Annotated in this window: 17 protein-coding genes and 5 pseudogenes; 9 read left to right on the top strand and 13 right to left on the bottom strand. The window is 68.0% G+C overall.

Annotation, left to right across the window (positions count from 1 at the left end; all coding sequences use genetic code 11):
- Positions 1 to 287: 287 nt before the first annotated feature.
- Entirely contained in the window at positions 288 to 500 is a 213-nt protein-coding gene (locus tag ACWC91_RS36135) for a hypothetical protein (RefSeq protein WP_281155390.1), read from the top strand.
- Between the two features lie 83 nt (positions 501 to 583).
- On the opposite strand, the gene ACWC91_RS36130 is transcribed toward ACWC91_RS36135, so the two are convergent.
- Both ACWC91_RS36130 and ACWC91_RS36125 read right to left on the bottom strand, forming a co-directional pair.
- The gene (locus ACWC91_RS36130; RefSeq protein WP_450640698.1) at positions 584 to 4,021 is read right to left on the bottom strand and encodes a S8 family serine peptidase; all 3,438 of its coding nucleotides are present in this window, start codon (positions 4,019 to 4,021) and stop codon (positions 584 to 586) included.
- Between the two features lie 16 nt (positions 4,022 to 4,037).
- Positions 4,038 to 4,934 carry a DUF3152 domain-containing protein gene (locus ACWC91_RS36125; protein ID WP_450640747.1) on the bottom strand — a complete coding sequence of 299 codons (897 nt, stop codon included), beginning with the start codon at positions 4,932 to 4,934 and terminating at the stop codon, positions 4,038 to 4,040.
- A gap of 274 nt (positions 4,935 to 5,208) precedes the next feature.
- Between ACWC91_RS36125 and ACWC91_RS36120 the strand changes: the two are divergent.
- From ACWC91_RS36120 to ACWC91_RS36110, 3 genes and pseudogenes are all read left to right on the top strand, one after another.
- Positions 5,209 to 5,370 (top strand): annotated as a pseudogene (locus tag ACWC91_RS36120) (DNA-binding response regulator); the annotation flags it as partial.
- 806 nt (positions 5,371 to 6,176) lie between these two features.
- A complete protein-coding gene (locus tag ACWC91_RS36115) occupies positions 6,177 to 7,421 on the top strand; it encodes a sensor histidine kinase (protein ID WP_281155392.1) in 1,245 nt (414 codons plus the stop codon).
- Between the two features lie 174 nt (positions 7,422 to 7,595).
- Positions 7,596 to 8,279 (top strand): response regulator, encoded by a 684-nt coding sequence (locus ACWC91_RS36110; RefSeq protein ID WP_281155402.1) that lies wholly within the window; start codon positions 7,596 to 7,598, stop codon positions 8,277 to 8,279.
- Positions 8,280 to 8,281: 2 nt separating this feature from the next.
- Here ACWC91_RS36110 and ACWC91_RS36105 read toward each other — a convergent pair.
- The 5 genes and pseudogenes from ACWC91_RS36105 to ACWC91_RS36085 form a co-directional block, all read right to left on the bottom strand.
- Positions 8,282 to 8,550, bottom strand: a pseudogene (locus ACWC91_RS36105) (hypothetical protein); the annotation flags it as partial.
- A gap of 1,166 nt (positions 8,551 to 9,716) precedes the next feature.
- Positions 9,717 to 10,067 (bottom strand): beta/gamma crystallin domain-containing protein, encoded by a 351-nt coding sequence (locus ACWC91_RS36100; RefSeq protein WP_281155393.1) that lies wholly within the window; start codon positions 10,065 to 10,067, stop codon positions 9,717 to 9,719.
- Between the two features lie 130 nt (positions 10,068 to 10,197).
- Positions 10,198 to 10,283 (bottom strand): annotated as a pseudogene (locus ACWC91_RS36095) (IS5/IS1182 family transposase); the annotation flags it as partial.
- An 83-nt stretch (positions 10,284 to 10,366) separates the two neighbouring features.
- On the bottom strand, positions 10,367 to 10,750 hold the full coding sequence (locus tag ACWC91_RS36090) for a beta/gamma crystallin domain-containing protein (protein ID WP_281155394.1): 384 nt from the start codon (positions 10,748 to 10,750) through the stop codon (positions 10,367 to 10,369).
- Positions 10,751 to 10,823: 73 nt separating this feature from the next.
- Positions 10,824 to 11,732, bottom strand: a complete 909-nt coding sequence (locus tag ACWC91_RS36085) for a hypothetical protein (protein ID WP_450640696.1) — start codon at positions 11,730 to 11,732, stop codon at positions 10,824 to 10,826.
- A 396-nt stretch (positions 11,733 to 12,128) separates the two neighbouring features.
- Between ACWC91_RS36085 and ACWC91_RS36080 the strand changes: the two are divergent.
- Positions 12,129 to 12,687: pseudogene (locus ACWC91_RS36080) on the top strand (response regulator transcription factor); the annotation flags it as partial.
- Positions 12,688 to 13,065: 378 nt separating this feature from the next.
- On the opposite strand, the gene ACWC91_RS36075 reads toward ACWC91_RS36080, so the two are convergent.
- The 4 genes from ACWC91_RS36075 to ACWC91_RS36060 all read right to left on the bottom strand — a co-directional run bounded on the left by ACWC91_RS36075 (position 13,066) and on the right by ACWC91_RS36060 (position 16,100).
- Positions 13,066 to 13,440 (bottom strand): nuclear transport factor 2 family protein, encoded by a 375-nt coding sequence (locus tag ACWC91_RS36075; protein ID WP_281155396.1) that lies wholly within the window; start codon positions 13,438 to 13,440, stop codon positions 13,066 to 13,068.
- 30 nt (positions 13,441 to 13,470) lie between these two features.
- Entirely contained in the window at positions 13,471 to 14,337 is an 867-nt protein-coding gene (locus ACWC91_RS36070; protein WP_450640694.1) for a DUF1684 domain-containing protein, read from the bottom strand.
- A 191-nt stretch (positions 14,338 to 14,528) separates the two neighbouring features.
- Entirely contained in the window at positions 14,529 to 15,386 is an 858-nt protein-coding gene (locus ACWC91_RS36065) for a class I SAM-dependent methyltransferase (protein WP_450640693.1), read from the bottom strand.
- Positions 15,387 to 15,506: 120 nt separating this feature from the next.
- Complete coding sequence (locus ACWC91_RS36060) at positions 15,507 to 16,100, bottom strand: helix-turn-helix domain-containing protein (RefSeq protein ID WP_450640691.1); 594 nt, start codon at positions 16,098 to 16,100, stop codon at positions 15,507 to 15,509.
- A gap of 94 nt (positions 16,101 to 16,194) precedes the next feature.
- On the opposite strand from ACWC91_RS36060, the gene ACWC91_RS36055 reads away from it, so the two are divergent.
- The 3 genes from ACWC91_RS36055 to trxA all read left to right on the top strand — a co-directional run bounded on the left by ACWC91_RS36055 (position 16,195) and on the right by trxA (position 19,441).
- Positions 16,195 to 17,202, top strand: a complete 1,008-nt coding sequence (locus ACWC91_RS36055; RefSeq protein WP_450640745.1) for an NAD(P)/FAD-dependent oxidoreductase — start codon at positions 16,195 to 16,197, stop codon at positions 17,200 to 17,202.
- Positions 17,203 to 17,330: 128 nt separating this feature from the next.
- Positions 17,331 to 18,929, top strand: coding sequence for an MFS transporter (locus ACWC91_RS36050; RefSeq protein WP_281155400.1), 1,599 nt, complete (start codon positions 17,331 to 17,333; stop codon positions 18,927 to 18,929).
- 143 nt (positions 18,930 to 19,072) lie between these two features.
- Positions 19,073 to 19,441 (top strand): thioredoxin, encoded by a 369-nt coding sequence (gene trxA / locus ACWC91_RS36045; RefSeq protein WP_450640689.1) that lies wholly within the window; start codon positions 19,073 to 19,075, stop codon positions 19,439 to 19,441.
- 122 nt (positions 19,442 to 19,563) lie between these two features.
- On the opposite strand, the gene ACWC91_RS36040 is transcribed toward trxA, so the two are convergent.
- The gene (locus ACWC91_RS36040) at positions 19,564 to 20,328 is read right to left on the bottom strand and encodes an IS5 family transposase (protein ID WP_450726220.1); all 765 of its coding nucleotides are present in this window, start codon (positions 20,326 to 20,328) and stop codon (positions 19,564 to 19,566) included.
- Between the two features lie 184 nt (positions 20,329 to 20,512).
- Positions 20,513 to 20,723, bottom strand: a pseudogene (locus tag ACWC91_RS36035) (IS110 family transposase); the annotation flags it as partial.
- Between the two features lie 225 nt (positions 20,724 to 20,948).
- Here ACWC91_RS36035 and ACWC91_RS36030 point away from each other — a divergent pair.
- The coding region (locus ACWC91_RS36030) for an alpha/beta fold hydrolase (RefSeq protein WP_450726218.1) at positions 20,949 to 21,363 on the top strand (415 nt) is incomplete at its 3' end.

The following is a 21,363-nucleotide window of genomic DNA, read 5'->3' as shown; positions in this document are numbered from 1 at the left end:
GTCGTCCGGGCGCGGTCATGTTCGGCTTCCTCTTCGTCTGCGTCGTAGAGACCGTGGCCCTGCTGATCCCCTGACCCGTCGTACACGCCGTCACACTCGTCCTGGACGTCTGGGGCTGCTACTTCGCCTCGCCCTGCATACCTTCTGCGTGGTGCGCCCGCATGTGATCGGGGCCGACGGCTGACTGCGCCTGCGTTACGGCGCTCTACTGGACATCCGCAACCCCGGCCAACTGCATCGCCTCCGTCCGCCCGGACCGGAAGTTCCCGGAGAGCAAGTTGGCGGCCGTGGACGAGAACGGCGTCGCCGTCGAGGTGACCGAGCCGGTGCGGTACGTAGGCACCCTGGGCACACCCGCCGAGGCCCGTGCCTTCCGCTTCTACGCCGACGACGTCGCGCAGACCGTGGCCGAGCTGCGGGCGGGCGGCCCGTCCGCCAGTCCGAACCGGATCGGCGACACCCCCAGCTCTGCCGCGGTCGACCACGCCCACAACCGGTGACCACTGCCACGAGCGCTCACCGACAACCCCGCCCGGGCGGCGTGGCAGCCGTGCCGGGCGGGGTCGGGGCAGCAAGTGGCCGGTTACGGAGTGGTGCGATAGGCGCGTTCGATCGTCTCGGTCAGTGTGTTGCCGTCACGGTCGGTCAGGCTGGCGCGCAGCGACACTGAGCCCGCCTTCGCCGGGTGCTTCAGCGACAGGTGTGTGGAGCCGACGGTCTCGGCGGGCCGCCAGGTGGCCCCCTCGTCGTACGAGACCTCGAAGGCGAGCTTCGAGGGCCGTTGTCCGGCGGCCGCTCCCTCGATGATGAAGGGCACGTCGAACCGCTTCCCCGCCTTCGCCGTGCTGGACAGGGTCAGGTCCGGGGAGAAGCGGATCACCGATAGAGGCAGCGCAGTCGGCTCTTCAGTTGGAGTTTCGGCCGAACGGAAGGTCCACTCCGCCCTGATCCTGGTGCTGACCGAATACACCGCAGGATCACGGGATGTATCCAGGGTCAGCTCGTACGCGCTGTCCCGGGCGGGGACGGTGTACTCGGTGGCGCCGTCGGTCGGCGGGATTCCGTACTGGTCGGGGATCTCCTTGCCGTCGGCCCGCAGTGAGCTGTGCACCGCGGTGTAGCCGCTTTCCCCCCAGTGCCCGGAGCCGTCGCCGAACAGGGGCAGATAGGCCCTGATGACGTTGCCGTACCGCACGGCACCGGGGAATCCCATGGTCGGCCCCTCGGTGTTGTTCAGCGTCGGGCCGAAGACGCCGACGTTGAACCGCTCGGTGTAGCTGTGGCCGGCCTTCCAGGTCCGGGGCATCCGCATGAGGAAGGACTCGGGGCGCCAGTCGTCCCCCTCGCCGCTGATTTGCCACATGCGGATGGACCATGTGACGCCGTTGTCGAGGATGTAGTGGGTGATGTTCAGGGGCAGGGCGTCATCCAGGGTGTAGCCGTTGACGAAGCTGCCGTCCCGCAGGTGGGGGGACATTGCGACCTGGACACTTCTGCCTTCGACGGGGGCCCCGGCCTGGACGGTGACCTTGGCGAGCCGGTTCCGCTCGACGTTGGCGGTGAAGCCGCCCAGCTGGCCGGTGCGCTCCCAGGACAGGTGGTAGGCGACGGGTCGGCCCGCGTCGTCCCGGCGTGTCCAGGCTCCGGAGTACTGGGCGAACGCCTCGTCCGCGGGCAGCTCAGGGCCGAGTTGCCCGAAGCTCGTGCCCTGGAAGGTCGGGAGCATGTACCGCCATCTGGCCGCGGCCAGGTCCCCGGCCCGGTCGAAGCCGACCGCGAACGTGGCGTCGGTGTTCTCGGCCACCGGGTCGGGCACGTTGATCTGCACCGGCCGTGCCCGGCGGGCGTCGACGGTGACGGTAGTGTCCGCGTCCAGCCGCAGTCTCGGCTGCACCAGAATGGCGTGGGTGGGGGACGTGGCGGAGGGATGGATCACACCGTTGAGGCTGTATTCGCCCTTGGGTAGCCGCACCGAGACCTCGCCGTCATGCTCAGCGGCATAGCGGGAGTAGAAGTCCCTGTCGTAGCCCATGACCTGGGTGGCGGCATCGCCGGTCGGCCTGCCGTTCTCATCGATGTGCTTCAGCGTCAGGTTGTACGACTCGACTTCGCGCTCCACCCCGACGGCGGTGCGTACCTGCACCGTGCCGTCGGCTGAGACGGCCGAGACGGAGCCGCCGAACGTGCCGTCGACGGTGCCGGCGCGGGTGTCCGCCGTGACGTCGGCGCTCGCTTCGCCGCCTGCGGGGACGGTGAGCCGCCGCGGGGAGACGGTGAACATGCCCTCGGCGGTGGGCTTGCCGTCCACTGAGAAGGCGTCGACGGACAGGTCCAGGGTGACCGCTACGGTGCCGAGGTTGCGGTACGTGACCTGCTTAGTCACCGGTTCGTCGTCGTTGTGCGGCCACTGCTGGATGCCGAAGCTGAGCGGGCCCCGCTCGGTGACCACCTTCTGGTTCAGCGCCCGGGCCAGGTCGGTGCGTCCCGTGCCTTGCTGGAAGGAACTGTACGAGCCAGGGTTGGCGGAGCCGGTGAGCGCTGCCTTCAGGCGCTCACCGCTCCAGTCGGGGTGCTGCTGGGCGAGGAGCGCGGCGGCGCCCGCGACGTGTGGGGTTGCCATGGAGGTGCCGCTGAGGGTGACGTATCCGGGGGAGTCGGAGGGGTACGAACCCTCGAAGCTACTGCCCGAGGCCGCGGCGGCGGTGATGGCGACGCCGGGCGCCGTCAGGTCGGGCTTGACGCCGCTGTCCCCGACGCGCGGACCCCGGCTGGAGAAGTCGGCGAGCCGGTCGGCCTTGTCGACCGCGCCGACGGTGAGCGCGGCATCGGCGCTGCCCGGCGAGGCGACCGTCCGCTCACCCGCCTCGCCCGAGTTTCCGGCCGCGATGACGAACAGCGTTCCCGTCTCGGCGGACAGCCGGTTGACGGTTTCCTCCATCGGGTCGATGCCGGGCGTGTCCTCGCCGCCGAGGCTGAGGTTGACGATGTCGGCGTGCTCGGCCACCGCCCATTCCATGCCGGCCATGATGTCGGAGTCCGTACCGAAGCCGCCGTCGTCCAGGACCTTGCCGTTGAGGATCGCCGCTCCCGGTGCGACCCCCTTGTACCTGCCGCCCGACTTGGCTCCCGTGCCGGCCGCGATGGATGCCACATGGGTACCGTGGCCGACCTTGTCGCCGGGGCTGGCGGAGTCGGCGAAGACTTTCTCCGCGGTCACCTTGCCCGCCAGGTCGGGGTGGGTCGTGTCCACTCCGGTGTCCAGTACGGCGATCTTGACACCGGTGCCGTCGTAACCGGCGGCCCACGCGGTCGGCGCGCCGATCTGCGGGACGCTTTTGTCAAGGGCGGCCCGGCGCCTGCCGTCCAGCCACACCTTCGCCACTCTGGTCGAGTCGGTGAACTCCGTCACTCCCTGGGCGCTGTGGCCCGCGGCCTTGGTGCGGGCGGCGCCGGTCACGGCGTTCCAGAACTCGGCGGCACGCTTCTTCACCGGGCGCATCGCCCTGCCGTTGACGACGGACAGGTGACGGCCCATCCGCGCCCCGACCGCGGTGAAGGGAGTCATCGAGGGCGTCTTCCGGTCCTGGAACGTGACGATCAACGGCAGGTCGGAACGGTTCGAGTCGTCGTAGCCATCCGCGACCAGTTGGGTCACGTCGAACAGCCGCTGGTCCAACTTGCCATCGGCAAGGAGAAGTTCGGCATCGCCAGGGACGACAAGGGTGTGCCCGGCAGTCTCCCGCACCGAGAACGACACACCATCCCGGCCCTGCGCACGCTTCACCCCGGCAACTCGGCCAGCACCGTCCACCAGGACCCGGTCACCGGTGATCAGCGTCACCGTCTTCACCGAAGTGGACGCAGGGACGCCGTTGTGGGCCGCCGCCCCGGAACGTCCGCCGGCCGGTTCACCGGGAAGTGCGGCCTGGGCCGCCCCGCCCGGGAGCCCGCTCAGTACAAGGACCGCGGAGGCGACTCCCGCCGCCGCGGCCGCACGTCTGGATCGTGCTCGTAACTCCACTTGAACTCCTCAGGATTCAGATTCGGAACGGGAGATCCGCGACCGTAGGGCCGACCGGTCGCGCAATGGCGTCCACGGGTGGCCCGCGGATGCGCCGGCGGCGGTGTGCGTGCCGTCTGGGGTGGGGTCCGCGGCGAAGCGAGCAGCACTCGCCTTGGGCGGGGCTGCGGTCCTGGGCTCTGGCGGGCGGAGCATGCGACACCGTGGCGCTCACGGGACGGCGGGGCCGGTGATCAGGTTCCCGTCGGTGTCGTACGGCCAGACGTTGGGGACGCAGCCGTGCATGCCCTTGATTCGCTGCATCATCGCGGGGCCGTTTTCCCCTTGCCGGGCAGGTGACGTGGCCGTGGCAGAGGAAGTGGCCCACCTCGTGGTTGATGACGAGTGTCCGGTAGGCGGTGACGTCTTTCGCGTAGACGGAGGTCGCCTGTTCCCAGCGTCTGAGGTTGACCATGAGGTTGCGGTCGACGCTGCAGTTGACCTTGCCGCCGGTGTCGAGGCCGTACTGTCCGCAGATGTCGTCGACGGTTCCTGGTGCGGCGATCCGGATCACGAAGTCGGTGGCCCCGCTGGATACCGGCTGGAACGCCGAGTGGCCGTCGGCCGTCCAGCCGCGCGGATCGCTCAGCACGCGCTCCACTTCCTTGGCGGTGCCCGTGGCGGACAGTGCGATGCCGTTCTCCACCTCGACCCGGCAGCGCAGTACCTTCCCTTGGCCCGCCTTTACGCTCGTGCCGGGCGCGGTGACGAACGTTTCCGGACCCGTCAGAGGTATGGAGAGTCCGCCGCTCTGTGCGGGTGTCGGCCCCGGCGACTCGCTGGTCGGCCGCGCCGGTCGGGTGGGCTCGGCGCGTGGGCCCGATCCGGCCGCCGCCGGGGACCGTTTCGCGTCGGGTGGTGACCACGCCGCCACCGCGCAATCGAACGCTCCGGGGGCGGCCAACGCGGCCAAGCCTCCCAGTAGTTGGTTCTTCCTGCTCTGTGAGGTGGCGTGTGCGGCGTCCCTTCCGGAGGCGGGGACTGGAGAACCTTGCTTCGTTCACTGTCACAGCCATTTAGGTTGTGACTGGCATGTGATCGGACATGGCCCAACTGGTAACGAATAAATAACGCCTCTCGGACCCTCGCCCATGTGATCATCCAGTGAAATTCCGCCCGTCTGGCGAGCGCCATACGACACTGAGCCCATTCCACGTGTACTGCTGATCGAAGACGACCGTGTCGTCCGTGAGGGCGTCGCCCTGGCCCTGCGCCGTCAGAGCCATGACGTCGCCGCCGGGACCGGGGAGGAGGAGATGGACCGGCTGCGGTCCTTCCGGCCGGACGTCGTGGTCCTCGATCTCGTCGTGGTCAAGTCCGTGCAGGGCCGGGTGCTCGACGCGCGCATCCGCGCCGGTCTGCCGAAGACCTGGACGTCGCCCTGGCGGTCGCACTCAGCGGGGACTGCCTCGCGGACGTCGCGATGCTGCGGTGTGAGCCGGCTGTCTTCGGCCCGGCCTGATCGACGCCCTCGCCGCCTCCGGCGAGACGGCGCGGGCCGCCGGAGCGGGAGTTTTCGGTTGATGAGGTCGTCGATCAGGCTTTGGCGTATCGACCGATCGCCTTGTGAGGCCGGGACTCAGCTCCGAAGCAGATACCAGGGCTTCGGTGGTGGCGGTGCCCAGGAAGACGTAGCCGCGCTTGTCTTACCGAGTGGCCACGGTGCGTTACTGCTTGAGCTTGTTGATGGCTCGTTCGACCCGCGCCTGGAGGTCCCCCGCCGCGGCTGCGCAGCCCGATGCCGTCGTCGACGGCGGTCTCCGCCTCCTCCAGCTGGCGGGCCGCAAAGACCAAGGGACACGGGCTGCGCCACTCGGTGGCGTTCGCCGTTCTGCGCGCCTACGTGGACCTGAAGACCGCTCGGCCTGCCCGGCCCGACAGTACCCAGCAGCAGCCCTTCCTGTCCGGTTGTCCCGAACATCCGCAGCAGTGCTTCACACGCCGTAGTCTTCCCCGAGCCGTTGTCGCCAGTGAACGCGGTCATGGGCGAGCTTCTCGATGAAGCCACTGCACCGAAAGTCCACAGTGATGCGACTTTGGTTTGCGATCCCTTGCGCGGCGCGTCCCCGGCGGTCTGCCGCGCGTAGATTTGTCGATCGTGAGTACTAACGAGCCGATGGGGACGCCTCAGGGACTGGGGGGGCGTCGGTGGCTGTTCCCGTCCGCGCTGGTCCACGAGCTGGACCCGGATGCCCGCACCCCCGGCCGGCGGGCGGGGCGCACCGTGCGCGACTGGGTCGTCGACTTCTCCTGCTTCCTGCTGGCTGTCGTCCTCGGCCTGGTGGCCGCGCACTCCCTGCCCGACGATCCAGGCCTGTCACATCTCCTCGCGGTCCTTGACCAGACGCTCGGCGCGCTTGCCTGTGCGGCGGTCTGGCTGCGGCGCCGGTGGCCGGTCGGCCTTGCCATCGCGCTGCTCCCGGTCGGTCTGCTGTCCATCACCTCGGGTGGGGCGGCGATGGTGGCCGTTTTCACGCTCGCTGTGCACCGACCCTTCCGCTACGTGGCCTGGATCGGTGGCGTCTACCTCGCGCTGGTCCCGCTCCTTTACTGGCTGCGACCCGACCCCCGCATGCCGTACACCGCAGTCGTCGTGTTCACCGCGCTGCTCACCGTGTCGATCATCGGCTGGGGCATGCTCGTCCGTTCCAAACGGATGCTGATGCTGAGCCTCAGGGACCGGGCGCACCGGGCGGAGACCGAGGCGCGGCTGCGTGCCGAGCAGGCCCAGCGGCTGGCCCGCGAGGCCATCGCCCGCGAGATGCACGACGTCCTCGCACACCGGCTCACTTTGCTGAGTGTGCACGCGGGTGCCCTAGAGTTCCGGCCGGACGCGCCGCGTGAGGAGGTCGTGCGGGCTGCCGGCGTCATTCGGGAGAGTGCCCACGAGGCGTTGCAGGACCTGCGGGAGATCATCGGCGTGCTCCGGGCCGGTGATTCCGACGAGGCTGGCGGTGGTCGGCCGCAGCCCACGCTTGCCGCGCTGGAGACTCTGGTCGCCGAGTCCCGTGAGGCGGGTATGAAGGTCGTCCTCGACCGCCGCGTCGCCGACCCGGCCGCCGTTCCCGCCTCCGTCGGCCGCACCGCCTACCGCATCGCTCAGGAAGCCCTGACCAACGCCCGCAAACACGCCCCTGGCACCGAGGTAAGGGTCCGCCTCGTCGGCACTCCCGGTGACGGCCTGACCCTCACAGTCACCAACCCGGCCCCGCCCTCAGAGGTGCCACCGGTCCCCGGTTCAGGCCAGGGCCTGATTGGCCTCACCGAACGCGCGATCCTCACAGGCGGCCGCCTGGAACACGGCACCACGACCGCCGGGGGCTTCGAGGTGCGGGCCTGGCTGCCGTGGGGGGAGTCCTGAGGAGCCCGCCCAGGGACCCTGGCCCCTGGGCGGCCCGACCGCCGGCCGGGAGTGCTTGGTGCACGATGGCCACCCCCGCCTCCGCCCACCGGCCTTCGTCCGCCACAATTGACGATCGCCCGCCCACGACCATCCGCCCTCCTTCGCCCGCCCGTGATTGCGTAACCCATGACTGTGACGCCGATCAGACTTCTCCTCGTCGACGACGACCCGCTCGTACGGGCTGGGCTCGCCCTGATGATGGGCGGGGCCGAGGACATCGAGATCGTCGGGCAAGCCGCCGACGGCGCGGAGGCCGAGACGCTCGTGCAGCGCACCCGGCCGCACGTCGTCCTGATGGACATCCGCATGCCGTCCGTGGACGGGCTCACGGCCACCGAGCGGCTGCGCGCGCGGGCCGACGCGCCACAGGTCGTGATGCTCACCACCTTCCACGCGGACGAGCAGGTGCTGCACGCCCTGCGCGCCGGCGCCGCCGGATTCGTCCTCAAGGACACCCCGCCCGCCGAGATCGTGGCCGCCGTACGCCGGGTCGCGGCGGGCGACCCGGTCCTGTCGCCCGCCGTCACCCGGCAGTTGATGCGACATGCGGCCGGCACCGCGGCCGACGCCCGGCACGCACGCGTGCGTGACCGGCTCGCCGTGCTCAACGACCGCGAGCGTGAGGTCGCCGTGGCCATCGGCCGCGGACTCGCCAACGCCCAGATCGCCACCGAACTGTTCATGAGCTTGGCCACCGTGAAGACCCACGTCTCCCGCATCCTCGCCAAACTCGACCTCGACAACCGGGTGCAAATCGCCCTGCTGGCCTACGACGCCGCGCTGCTGGAGGACGGCCCCGGCGACGGGCACCAGTAGGGCCATTTGTCCCCCGGGCGGAGGCGCCGGCGGCGCAGCGCGTTGGTGTAGGCCTGCCCGAACTTCAGGCACCACCACCGGATGGTCTCGTGGGAGACGACCACGCCGGGCTCCAGCATCAACTCTTCGACCTCGCGGAAGCTGAGCGGGAAGCGGAAGTACAGCCACACGCAGTGCGAGATGATCTCCACCGGGTACGGGTGGCCTTGTACGACGGCAACGCGGATGACGCGAGCAAACCCCTCCCCGGCACGACCAACCACAAGATCATCCCAGGCGTCGGCCAGCCAAAGGGACAACGCCCACCCGGCACACCGTCAGGCACTCACACACTCAACGACGTGACAGCGCCAACCAGGCTCCGCCCGGAGCAGGCCGCGTACGCCGACGGCCTGTACAAGGCCGACGGCCTGTACAAGGCGGACCACTACCGCTACTGACAGGCCCTGGCCCGTGTCCGGTCATTGATCTCGCGGTGGACCGAGAGTTGACGGACGCAGCGGGGGGAGCGGACGGAGAATGCGTCGGCGGCGGGCGGGTGGCGTACTGCCATCCGGTCCGGGGCCGCCACCCGTCGCCACGGCTGCGTCACCTGCTCCCCCTCAAGTGCCACCCGCTCCCCCCTCGGGAAGCGGGATTCGGTTCCTCGGAGGGTGGCTCGTCGGTCGAGCAATGCTCGGAACCTGTGGTCGGCGAGGGGTGTACCTTCCCGATGATCCTGTGATGGTCTCCGCATTCGCAGCGCGGGTTGGGAAGGCACGTCCGTGCTCAGCGTAGTCACCGACGACGGCTCCACCCAGTTCGGCTCCTGATCGACGAGATCAAAAACGACCCAGACGGGCTGCGAGTAGTTGCTGGCCGACCGTTGGAGCCTGCTCGGACGAGTTCTCGCTGCCCGCCTCTCCTGCTGCCTCCGTTCCGTGCTCCGCGGAGGTGGTCTGCGACGTCGGTGAGCCGGATGAGCCGGTCGAGGACTGCTCTCCCTTCCCGGTCGTGCTCTTGCCCGCCACCGTGTTCTGTTCGTCGGTGGCTCGCTCCGTGCCAGTCGATGGAACTGGTCCGATGACGGTTTCCCCGGGTCCGGGCTGTCGGCCGATGTCACAGGGCACTTTCTCGTTCCCGGCAATATCACCGCCGCACATCAACCGGTGGATCCGGGATCAGCGTGTCCACCACCCAGAGGGAGGCCCCTTCGCGTGTCCGCCCCACCAGCACCACGACTGCGCTTTCTGCTAAGCCCATGCCGTCACGGTTCCATAGGGTGCGCAGGAGGGTGATCGAAATCACCCTCCTGCGCACTCAAATTTCCTTTCGGTTGCGTATGGCCAGATGTGACCAGCGTCAACGGGCGTGGGTGCCCCGGGTTTCTCGTACTAGAGATCCGCCCTCGCCGATCACTATCTGGCGGAAAATGCACACGCAACCATCATGCGACTTTTATTCAATTACGATGTAGAAGGCATTCGGCGGGCGGTTCGGGAACGAGGTGTCCGTCCACTTGGGGAAGAATACCCAACTGCCATTCGCGTCGTTAATCCAGACATTATTGTTTCCCGTCTGGATTCTGTCGATCCATGCGTTATACCTTATTGCCCCCGCGTTCGCCCAGCAATACTCCCCGCTTCTGCCGCCGAGTGAGCTACCGTGTGCCCAGACACGCAGGTAATCTGTTCCGGTATAGCATTTGACGCTGTCTGCGGCCGAAGCGGCTGTAGCCGGACCGAGTACGGTGAAGGCTGCGGCCGCGGCGCCCGCAGCGGCCAAGGTTGACATCAACTTCTTCTTCATTAAGAAGACTACTCTCTTTGAGTCGAATCGATCCCGCACTTGGCACTCGCCTATGGATGAGTACGGGAAGCGGCGCTAAAGGCTGTCCCGTAAAAGGTCTTTGACGCGCTGGATGACCTGGTTTTGCCCGTTATCCGGCGAAGGCGAGGTTGTGCAGGCGTGTGATGCCGAGCATCGCGTGGTGGACACCGTCGCTTTCAGGCGGCAGTCACGCAGGCGACTCCCGGGGGTGTGGCAAGTGGCGGTGCCGGTCGGGGACGGCCACTGGAAGCGTCGCCGTCCCCGAGATCGCTGGTGGATCAGAGAATTCTGATCTTATCCAGGCGGACCCCACCCGGGTGGTTCGGCCAGGAGAAGACGGTCCACTTGCCGATCGGCTGATCGGGCTGCCACCTGCCGTCCCCATACCACTGGACGCGGTTGTTGCCTGTCGAGATCTGGTCAACCCAGACGGTCCCCGACCTGACGAAGTCAGACTCTCCGGCGTTGGCGAAACACGAGTTGTACGGGCCGCTCCAACTATACTGGTTGTATAGGTGGTATTTCACGTTCAGGTAGTCGCTCGGACCGCACGTGACCTTATCGATCGCGGACGCCGGGGATGTGGTGGCGAGGGTGAGTGAGGCCGCCGCCGTGAGGGTCGTCAGGGCGGCCACGACCGCCCGTTTGACGTTTCGGTTCATGGAGGTTCTGCTTTCTTGTGTTGTTGGGGGCCGGACGGTGGTGGCGTCCGGAGTCGTGGGGTGCGGGTGTGGTTTAGGTCGTGGCAGTGGCGGCAAGGAGGCGTGTCGCCTGGTCGATCTGCTCCTGGACCTGTTTCCGGTAGCCGGTCAGGACTTTGGTGTTGGCAGATATGAGCTGCCGCTGGTATCCGGCCAGGACGGCGAAGTAGACGGCGGCCAGACGTGATGACCGTGTGCAGGACTCATCGGCCATGGCCGCGGCGATCTCGTTCGCGGTCGGCTTGTCAGAGTCCCAGGGACCGTTGGCCAGCTTCTCGGGAGCGCCGGCCGGGTGCCCTGCCGCGTTCATACAGGCCGACCAGCGTTCACGCGCGGCACCGACCCGGCTGTCTGAGCCCGTCTGCTGGAACGACTGGGTGAACAGGTCGTGGGTGAGCTTGCCGCCCTGGGTGCCGGCGAGAGACGGCAGCTGCTTGTCCGCCTCGTCGAAGCAGGCGTTGTAGTCTTTCAGTGCCTGGCCAGTCGGGCCTTTGGTGGCTGAGAGCGGCACTGCCACGTGGAAACCGATGCGCTTCGCGGTTGCACTGCCGATGTAGCCCCAGGCGCCAGCCGGGTGGATCGCTTCTTTTTCCTCTTTCGTCTTCGCGGCGGGCCGAGTCGTGTTCTGGCTTGAATAGCTTGCGTGTCCCCGGCCTTTCATGCAGCGGGTGATCAGCGCCTCGTTTGTCCGGTACAGCAGGACGTCGTCTTGCTCGGAGGTGCCGTACGCAGACAGCGGCAGCTGTATCAGTCCGTCGTATCCGGTAGCGGGCGCTGTCGGTGTGGCCGCGATGGCTGGCTGCGTCACGTTCGCAGCGCTTCCGGTGAGACCTGCGGAGCAGCCGGTGGCCAGCAGGCCGGCGGCGATCGCCGCGGCACAAACCACGCCGGCGGCAGGCTGTATGCCGTGCCTCGTGGCGGGTGTGACTCGGGCTGATGCCATGTTGGGCTTGCCTTCCTCGGAGCAGGGGCGAGGTCCTACCCCAGGGGGAGGGACCGAAGATCATCGTGGGTAACGGCGGCTGACGGCTGCGCGGGCTGGACGTGCCTTCCCGGGAGTAAGCGAAGCAGCGTGACGGGATGCTCTAGCGAACCGGACTTGGCCGACCGTCAGGTTCCTTCGACGGACAGGACGCCGCGATTGGCTGACTCAGCGTCAACCATCCCAGAGTAAAGAACACAATCACATCGGCAAGAATTACGTAGTCGGGATGACTACGTATGACCACGCAATGAATAACGCTCCTTTTCTGAAGATATGGAACAAATTGCCGGATGGAGTGGCAGGCTGACTCGCGAGTCGAGCTGCGGCGGCGATCGACGCCGAGTGCAGCTGCGCCCCGACCTGCTGTTGCTGGACGTGATGATGCCGAAGGTCGACGGCCACGACGTTTGCCGGATCCTGCGTCAGGAGTCGATCATGCGGATCCTGATGCTGACCACGTGGTCCGACGAGGACGACCTGCTGTTCGGTCTCGACCTCGGCGCCGACGACTACGTGACCAAGCCCTACAGTCCGCGCGAGCTGATGGCCAGAATCCGTACGCTGCTGCGCCGGGTGGAACACTCGGCACTGCCGGACGACGGCGTTCTGCGGGTGGGCCCCCTGACGGTGGACACGCTCCAGCACGAGGTGCTGGCCCCCTCGGGCCGCCCGGTGGTCTGTACTCGCGGGAGAGTTTGTGGTGCTGGCAGCCATGGCCGCAGAACCCGGCCGCGTCTTCACCCGCAGGCAACTCCTCGAACGGACCCAGGGATGGGACACCTCCTCGTCCGAACGAACCATCGACATGTATGTGATGCAGCTGAGGAAGAAGCTGGAACCGGACCCGGCGCCGGCAGCTTGGCGGAAGTCGCGCCTGTTGGATGCGCTCGGCACGTACGCCGGCACCGGGCCCGGGCAGGTGGAGACGGTGTCCGTGACAGGCTCAAGCGCTTGGCGGACCGGGGCTGGCTGCACTGCACTCCCGCCGGCCGCTTCACCGTCCTGCCGCATCCGCCCGCCTGAGACACGCCGGCGGCCGGATTCCGGGGTAACACGTAGGCTACCGACGGGAGTTGGGGTGTCCGTGCGAATGAACAACCGCCCCGCCGAGGGCTCTGAAGGGCTTGTCTACCAATGCCGCTCGCCGAGTTGGGCCGCTGTCGCAGGCGAGGCAGAACGAACTTCTCGATCAGGTGCCTGGCGAAGCCGCGACCCGCTTTGACTGGATGGGGCCGAACGGCGATCGGCTTCCGTAGCGCGGTGACGACGGAGGACGGACACCTTCGCCGTCTTAGCTGTCTTGGTCGACGGGGATGAAGTTCGCGTACTCCTCGATGCGGGTGATCAGTCCGGCGTCGTCGAAGCCGAAGTAGACCGCGGCGTGTACCTCGCCGCGCATACCGTTCTTTGTGGCCACGTGTACCACGTGCTGCTGGAGGACTTCGCCCGGCTGGGAGAGCTGGCGGATGATGTCGTAGCGCATCGATTCGATGGAGTCGATCTGCCCCTTCATCCCCTCGACGTTCTTCACGATCGTCTCCTCGCCCTTGCCGTCGTTGTGCCAGACGGTGGCTGTCTCTGCGCAGAGGGTGCGGGCTGTCTCCCAGTCGCGCTTCTCAAGGGCGCGGAGATAGGTGACGGCCTTGTCCTTGAGGTCCTGGCTCATGGTGGTCTTCCTTACTATGCGAGCTGTGGGTTACTGGCAGGGGTGGGTCTGGTTGGTGGTGTCGTGGATCAGGGCGCGCTCGCCGGCCTCGACGCGCATCGGCAGGTGGTTGCCGGGCGGGGAGAGGGGGCAGACGAAGACGGCCGGGTTCAGGTGGTGATGGGAGAGCGTGGCCTGGTTGAAGTCGACGGTCAGTGTGGTGCCGGGCTCCAGCAGGGGCAGCACAAGCCAGCGGCCGATCTCCGGTGTTTCGGCGCCGTTGGTCTCGTCGGTGAAGATCACCAGGCGCTGGCCGGGAAAGTCCTGGAGGACGGCCATCACGTATTTGGTGCCGTTGATTGTCACGACCAGGTCGACAGGGGCAAGGATGGCCTCCGTGCTGCGCGGGGTGGTCAGCCGTCCCACTTCGATGCGGCGGCCCTCGGGCGCTGCCCGGTAGTGGCCTTCGAAGACCCAGGAGGGGTCGTAGGGGAAGGTGTCGATACCGCTGAGGCCGGAGCGCTCGACAGCGCCGTGGTCCATGACGACCAGGCCGTAGGAGCCGTCGGCGCCGCCGGCGAACCCGACCATGTCCTTGGGAAACGCCAGGGAGCAGCCGGAGGGAACTTCCGCCGTTCCGTCGACTGTCGTGCCGTCGACCGTCACGCCGTCCGCGGCCGTGGCCGTCACGGTCAGGGCGCCGGCTTCGGTGGTGCTCCACTCGCCGGGGACGCCGGAGAGTGTGTGGGGGGTGCGGTCGGTGATCTTGCCGTTGGCGACGACCTTGGCCTTGCCGTTCGCTCCGGCGACCTCTTCCCATCGGCCTTGGCGCCAGGCTTCGTATTCGGCAGGCACGCTATTCGAGGCGCTGTTGTCGGCCGTCGCCTGCTTGTCTGAGGGGGGCTGAGGTGCAGCCATGGGAACGCTCCTTTCCTCTCCACCGCGAACGCACTGTGCTGAATGGTTCGCTGCGGCGGTGCTGCGCAGGGGCCTGCGCTGGCTCTGCCGTTCAACCTACGAGGTGTATGCCTGAGCAGCATCATGGATTGCGTATCACGCAAGACATTGGGCACTGGAGCTGCCCGGCGGGCAACTTTGGATGCTGAGGATCAGGTGCGGCGTGCGGCCCAGACAGTGCGTTCGGTGCGCACGGCGAGGTCGTCGCGGCGCAGAATGCTGTGTGGGCCGTCGGTGTCGAGGAGCCGGTCGAGCGCGGCGAGGTCCTCGAGGGAGAGCACCCCGGCCGCGGTGCCGCGGAGGCGTTGCAGGCTGCCGAGGGCGTAGCGGCCGATCGCTCCACTGTGGGAGTCCTCGATGTTCACGGCGATGGTGCGTTCGCCTTCTACCGTGAATCCGGCGGCGGTCAGCATCGGCCCCCAGTCGGCGCCGCGGTGGGGCACGTGCTCGACGTGGAAGCGGTCGGTCGCGGCGTGGCAGCGCTCTTCCAGGCCGGGCCGGTCCTTGGGGGCGTTTTCGGGCAGGAAGCGTGGGAAGCCGGCCAGTTCGACGACGGCGAACAGGCCGCCGGGCGCGAGCATGTCGTGGACGTTGCGCAGGGTGCGGCCGGGGTGGGTCATGTGGTGTATCGAGGCCGAGGCCCACGCCAGGTCCGGTGAGCCGAGGTCGGGCCAGGTCGGGTTGTCGAGGTCGGCCTGCACGGTGCGTACGCGCTCCTCCACTCTGCGGGCGCATGCCTTTTCGCGCAGGTGCTGGAGGTGTCCGGCGGATGCGTCGACGGCGGTGACGCGCGCGTCGGGGAAGCGGTCGAGGAGGGCGAAGGTGCCCGCACCCGTGCCGCAGCCCAGATCCACGATCTGGCGCGGGCCGGTCTTCAGGGGCAGCCATGCGGTGATGGAGGCTATGTGCTCGGCGAGGACCTCGGCGTCCAGATCGAGGATCTCCGCGTGCTCCTGGTCGTGGCCGTGCGGAGCGCCGTGGTGGGGGGCGTGCGGGTGCGCTTGGGTCATGCCGTCACATTAAGACGATCATGCGCTTGCGGCACGATTGCTTTCCGTTAACGCAAGGCAATGGCCGTATGTGCTGCCCGACGCGCAAATTCGCGAGCCCATGGCGGGGCCCGGGACATGTCACTCGCAGGTGCTCTGAGCATCGCAGCCGCCGCCGTCGCGTTGGTGGCCGCGGCGGGCGTCGCGGTCGAAGATGCCCAGGATCTCGCACGGGCCGCCCTCGGCGCCGATCGCGTGCGGCATCATCGTAGGGAACTCGGCGGCTTGATTGGTCTCAATGCGGAAGCGGCGGTGGCCGAGCATGAGGATTGCGGTGCCGGACAGGACGACGAGCCATTCGCGGCCGGGGTGGGCGCGCATGCGCGAGGGATTGTCCGGCGGCGGTTCGGTCATCCGCTGACGCACGACGCTCATGCCGGGGTCGCCTTTTATGGGCCAGCGCATCAGACCGTGGGTGCCGTCGATCATCGGGCTGGTGACGACGTCGTCGGCGGCGGTCTCAACGAGCTGGTCGAGCGTGGTGTCCAGGGCGCGGGCGAGGATGACGAGCTGATCCAGTGCGAGGCGGCGCTGGCCGTTCTCGATGCGGCTCAGCGAGGACTGGCTGAGCCGGGCGCGGGTGGCCAGTTCTTCCAGGGACCAGCCCTGTGCGACCCGCAGGGCGCGGATTCGCTTGCGTACGAGGCTGTCCAGGTCACCATCTTCTTGCGCCATGGGCAACATCGTATGCCCTGAATGCAATGCACGGTTAGCGTCGTGTCCAGATGGTCCGCAACAGCTGGGGCCACGCACGATGAAAGGGCACGACATGTCTGTGCGGACTTCCCGCTACGCGAGCGATGCACTGCCTGATGAGACCGTGGATGCTGTGGTGATCGGTGGCGGCGCTGCGGGCTTGAACGGTGGGTTGATGCTCGCCCGCTCCCGTCGCTCGGTCGTCGTGATCGACAGCGGCACCCCACGCAACGCACCGGCCGAAGCCATGCACGGCTTCATCGTGCTGGACGGCACGCCGCCTCCCGACATCCTGAAGCGGGGCCGGGAGCAGGTGCGCCAGTACGGCGGCCGAGTCGTTTTCGGCGAGGTGGCCTCGGCCGAACCGGCCGCCCCGGCCGCCGACGGTGACCTGCGGTTCACCATCACCCTGGCCGATGGTGGCACCGTGACTGCGCGCCGCGTGCTGGTGGCCACCGGCCTGCGCGATGTGCTGCCGGACGTGCCCGGCCTCGCCGAACACTGGGGGCACGGCGTGGTGCACTGCCCCTACTGCCACGGCTGGGAAGTACGCGACGAGCCGATCGGCATCCTCGCCACCGGACCCGCCTCGCTCCACCACACACTGCTGTTCCGTCAACTGACCGACGACCTCGTCTACTTCACCCGCGGCACCGATCTCGACGAGGAGACCCGAGCGCGCTTCACCGCCCGCCGCATCCGCATCGTCGACACCCCGGTGCAGGACGTCGTGACCGGCGAGGACGGTGGCATCGCAGGCGTGCGCCTGAGTGACGGCACGTTCGTGGCGCGCCGTGTCCTGGCGGTCGCCACCGGGATGCAGGCCCGCACCGACGGCCTGGACGGCCTGAAGCTGCCAATGGAAGACCTGCCCGACAACATGGGGCGCCACTTCGCCTCGGGCACGGCCGGCACCACCGAGGTACCGGGTGTGTGGGTGGCCGGCAACGCCACCGACCTAACGGCCCAGGTGGGTGCTTCCGCCGCAGCGGGCGCTCTGGCCGGCTCCCACATCAACGCCCTCCTGGCCGCCGCAGACACCGACGCGGCCCTCGCCGCCGCCCAGGGCACCACCGCCTGACGCCAGAGCTCCTACCGGCCCGAGCGCCCGCGATCAGCCACGCGCAGGACCGGGCCCCACCCCATCCACTTCGGCGACCGGTCCTGCTCCGGCGCGCTGACTCCGCATGCCCTTTTTGAGAGGAATCCATGAGTACGAACCAGCCTCCCCAGGTGACGGCCGCAGAGGGGAGCGGCGAGGGCGCACCGGATACGCGTCAGCTGCGCGCCATCCTGATTGCCGTCTCCATCGCGCTGATGGCCGTCATCGCGTCAGTGTCCGGGCTGAACGTCGCCCAGACGCATATGGCCGTCGAGTTCGGTGCCTCGCAAAGCACCATTTTGTGGATCATCAACATCTACACCCTCGCCCTGGCCGCGTTGCTGCTGCCGCTCGGCGCCATCGGTGACCGCCTGGGCCGCAAGCCCATGCTGATCGCCGGACTGGGCATCTTCGGCATCGCCAGCGTCGCGGCGGGCCTCGCCCCGACGGCCGAGGTCATGTTGGCCGCGCGTGTGGCCAGCGGTATCGGAGCCGCGATGATCATGCCGATCACCCTCGCCGTCATCACCTCCACCTTCCCCAAGGAACAGCGCGGCAAGGCGATCGGCGTGTGGACCGGAGTCGCCGGAGGCGGCGGCATCCTGGGCATGTTCCTCTCCGCGCTCCTCGTCGACATCGCCGACTGGCGCTGGCTGTTCGTCCTGCCCGTCATCCTGGTCGTCGTGGCCCTGGCCATGACGCTGAAGTCGGTCCCCGACTCCCGCGAGAGCTCCGCCCACAGCTTCGACACCGTCGGCGCGCTGGTCTCCACGGTCGCGGTGGTCGGGCTCATCTTCGTCCTGCAGGAAGGGCCAGACCGTGGCTGGAGCGCGCCCGCGACTCTGATCAGCCTTGCTGTCGGTCTCATCGCCGCCATCGGCTTCGTGGCCTGGGAGCTGCACCGCAGGGACGCATCGCTGCTGGACGTGCGTCTCTTCCGTGAGCGTGGCCTGGCCGGCGGCTCGATCACGCTGCTGGTGGTCTTCGGCGTCCAGGCCGGCATCGCCGTGGTCCTCTTCCCCTTCTTCCAGGCCGTGCTCGGCTGGTCGGGCCTGCTGTCCACCCTGGCAATGATGCCCATGGCCATCATGATGATGATGACGTCCGGCCTGGCCCCCAAACTGGCCGCACGCATCGGCTCCCGCTCGACCATGGCCACAGGCATCGCGCTGGCCGGCGCCGGACTGGCGCTGATGGCCCTCATTGTCTCCGCCGATGGAGGCTACCTGACCATCCTGCCCGGAATGCTCGCCATGGGCATCGGCATGGGCCTGTCCATGACGCCCTCCACCGAGACCATCACCAGCTCCCTGCCGCGCGAGAAGCAGGGCGTCGCCTCCGCCCTCAACGACGTCACCCGCGAATTCGGCACCGCCCTCGGCGTCGCCCTGCTTGGCGCGCTTCTGTCCGCCGGATACCGCAACGCCATCGACGACCGCCTGCACGGCATCCCCCAGGGGGCCGCGGACACCGCACGCGAAGGCATCGCCAACGCCGTCGAGGTCGCGGGCAGCACCGGCTCGCACGCGCAGGACCTCATCCACGCCGCACAGCAGTCCTTCGTCGACGGCTGGCAGCAGGCCATGTGGGCAGGCGTTGCCGTCATGGGCGCCCTGTTCGTCTACATCGCTCTTCGCGGACCGAAGAACGCAGCCCCCACTGCTGCGGACGAGGAAGAAGCCACCGAGGCCGTCGCCGCCCGATGACCGCGTAAGAACTGAACGGATGGCATGTGCAAACCATTCGTGGAATGGCAGGGCGTCAGGCACCGCGATCTCGGAACGCCTGACGCCCGCCCAGACCAGCCCCGCAGCACCAACTACTCAGACCACAAGCAGGAGCACCACTGATGAGCACCATCGAGCTGACCGCAGACAACTTCAACGAGGTCGTCTCCGGCAACGACTTCGTTGTGATCGATTTCTGGGCCGAATGGTGCGGCCCCTGCCGCAAGTTCGGGCCAATCTTCGAGCGAGTCTCGGAAAAGCACGACGATCTCGTCTTCGCCAAGGTCGACACCGAGGCCCAGCGCGAACTAGCCCAGACATTCGAGATCACATCGATCCCCACCCTCATGATCGTGCGCGAGAACATCGCAGTGTTCCGGCAAGCCGGCGCACTGCCGGAGGCGGCCTTCGACGACCTCATCAAGCAGGCGCGCAGCCTCGACATGGAGGAAGTACGCGCTTCCATCGCCGAAGCGCAGGAGAGCGAGTAGTTCGGGCACCGCTGCGCCTTCCGTTGGGCTCCGGCTCGCTCATGCTTAGTGGGCCTCCCTACCTGTTCCCCGCACCCGCCGCAGGCCATAGTGCCGTATCAGGCAATGAGCCCTTTCCATCTTCACTCTGAGCTGGTCAGATGAAGGGTGAGGACGGCCTGGACGAGGCTGGTGATCCGGGTGGTCGAGCACCGCAGTTTGCGGAGGAGTCGCCAGGATTTGAGGGTGGCGACGGCCTGCTCGACGAGGGCCCGGATCTTTGCGTGGGATCGGTTCACGGCCTTCTGGCCTGCGGAGAGGGTGTCCCGCCGGCCCCAGCACGGGATGCGGACCGTGCCGCCGGCACCCCGGTAACCCTTGTCGGCCCAGCACTTGATGCCGGCCTCGGCGAGGGCGTCGACGATGCCGTGTTCGCGGGCCGCGCGGACGTCGTGGACGGCGCCGGGCAGGGCCGGTGAGGCCCACAGCAGTCGACCGAAGGGGTCGGCGATGACCTGCACGTTCATCCCGTGCTTCTTGTGTTTGCCGGAGTGGAACGGCCGGTCCGCGGCAATGCGGTCGATCGGCAGCAGCGTGCCGTCCAGGATCACGAACGCCTTCACCGACGCGGTCCGCACCGCGTCGGCCAGGCTGGGGGCGAGGGCGGCCAGGAGCTCGACAGCCTCGGTGACATAGCGGTAGGCCGTGGTGGTTCCGACGCCGAACCCGGCTGCGAGTTGGGCATACGTGTGTCCCACTCGCAGATGGGCGAGTGTCAGCAGGGCCTGACGGCCGGCGCTCAGGCGCCGCCAACGGGAGCCGATCGTACGGCGGTGTCGCCGCAACTGCTGGGTGAGGAAGCGGAGGGCAGAGCTGGACACGTCGACGCCCGACGGGTAAACAAGCACGTGAAGCCTCTGGTGGAGACGGTTCTCTTGGTCGAAAACCCATCTACCAGGGGCTTCACCACGTTGTCATCCCAACTGCCGTATGTCAGAGGCAGGTTGGAAAGGGCTCAATGTTTGCCGTGTTCACGACCCCGGTTCGTCGGTGGCGTGCTTGTTCCGCCAGACATCCGATGTGGTTGATCTGTCAAGCGGCCTCAGCGAAGCCGGGTGCTTTTGGGGTGAGGAAGGCGATCGCCTCGTCGTAGCCAGTGCGGACGATGAGGCAGTGGTGCAGGCACCCGAGCATGCGGTTGAAGAGGTTTCTCTGGGCTGCGGTTGTGCCGGTCGCTGGCCTCTCTGCGACGGTCGTAGTGGGCGCGGGCGCCGGGTGAGGCGGTCAGGGAGGCGAAGGCCCAGACGGCGAGTAGCCGAGGTACAGGAAAGTCCGGTGAGATCGATCATGGTCGCTGAGAGGCACCTACGTCAGCCCGCCAAAGCGGCCTGAGACTTGATCAACGGGCGTTGTCACTGGTCACTGGCCTGGAGCCGGTTCCGGGAGCCGTAACAGCGCCCGCGTTGACAGGTTTGGCTATTGAGATTAGCTTTTAGCTAACTAGGTTAGCCAGGATCTGAGGGGTGTCATGACTGAGTACCTTGCCGTCGACGGCGGCACGATCGCTTACGACGTGGCGGGGTCCGGCCCGCTGATCGTTCTCGCGCACGGCATGGGCGACAGCCGTGCCGCGTACGATCCCGTGATCCCGCAGCTGGTGGCGGCGGGCTATCGGGTCGCCGCGGTCGATCTGCGCGGCTGCGGCGAGTCCAGCGTCGGCTGGCCGGACTGGAGCCGCACCGCCATCGCCGACGACCTGCTCGCCGTGATCCGCCACCTGGGCGGCCCGGCCGTGCTCGTCGGACACTCGATCTCCGGCGGCGCCGCCACCATCGCCGCAGCGCAGGGGCCCTCGCTGATCACCGCGGTTGTCGAGTTGGCGCCGTTCACCCGCAAGCAGTCGATCCGCCTCGGCGACCTGCGGGTGAAGCGCTTCCGGCGGG

The sequence above is a fragment of the Streptomyces sp. NPDC001204 genome, from assembly GCF_053598035.1.
Note: the sequence above shows the minus strand (reverse complement) of the source record. Positions and strands in the feature narration are given on the sequence as shown.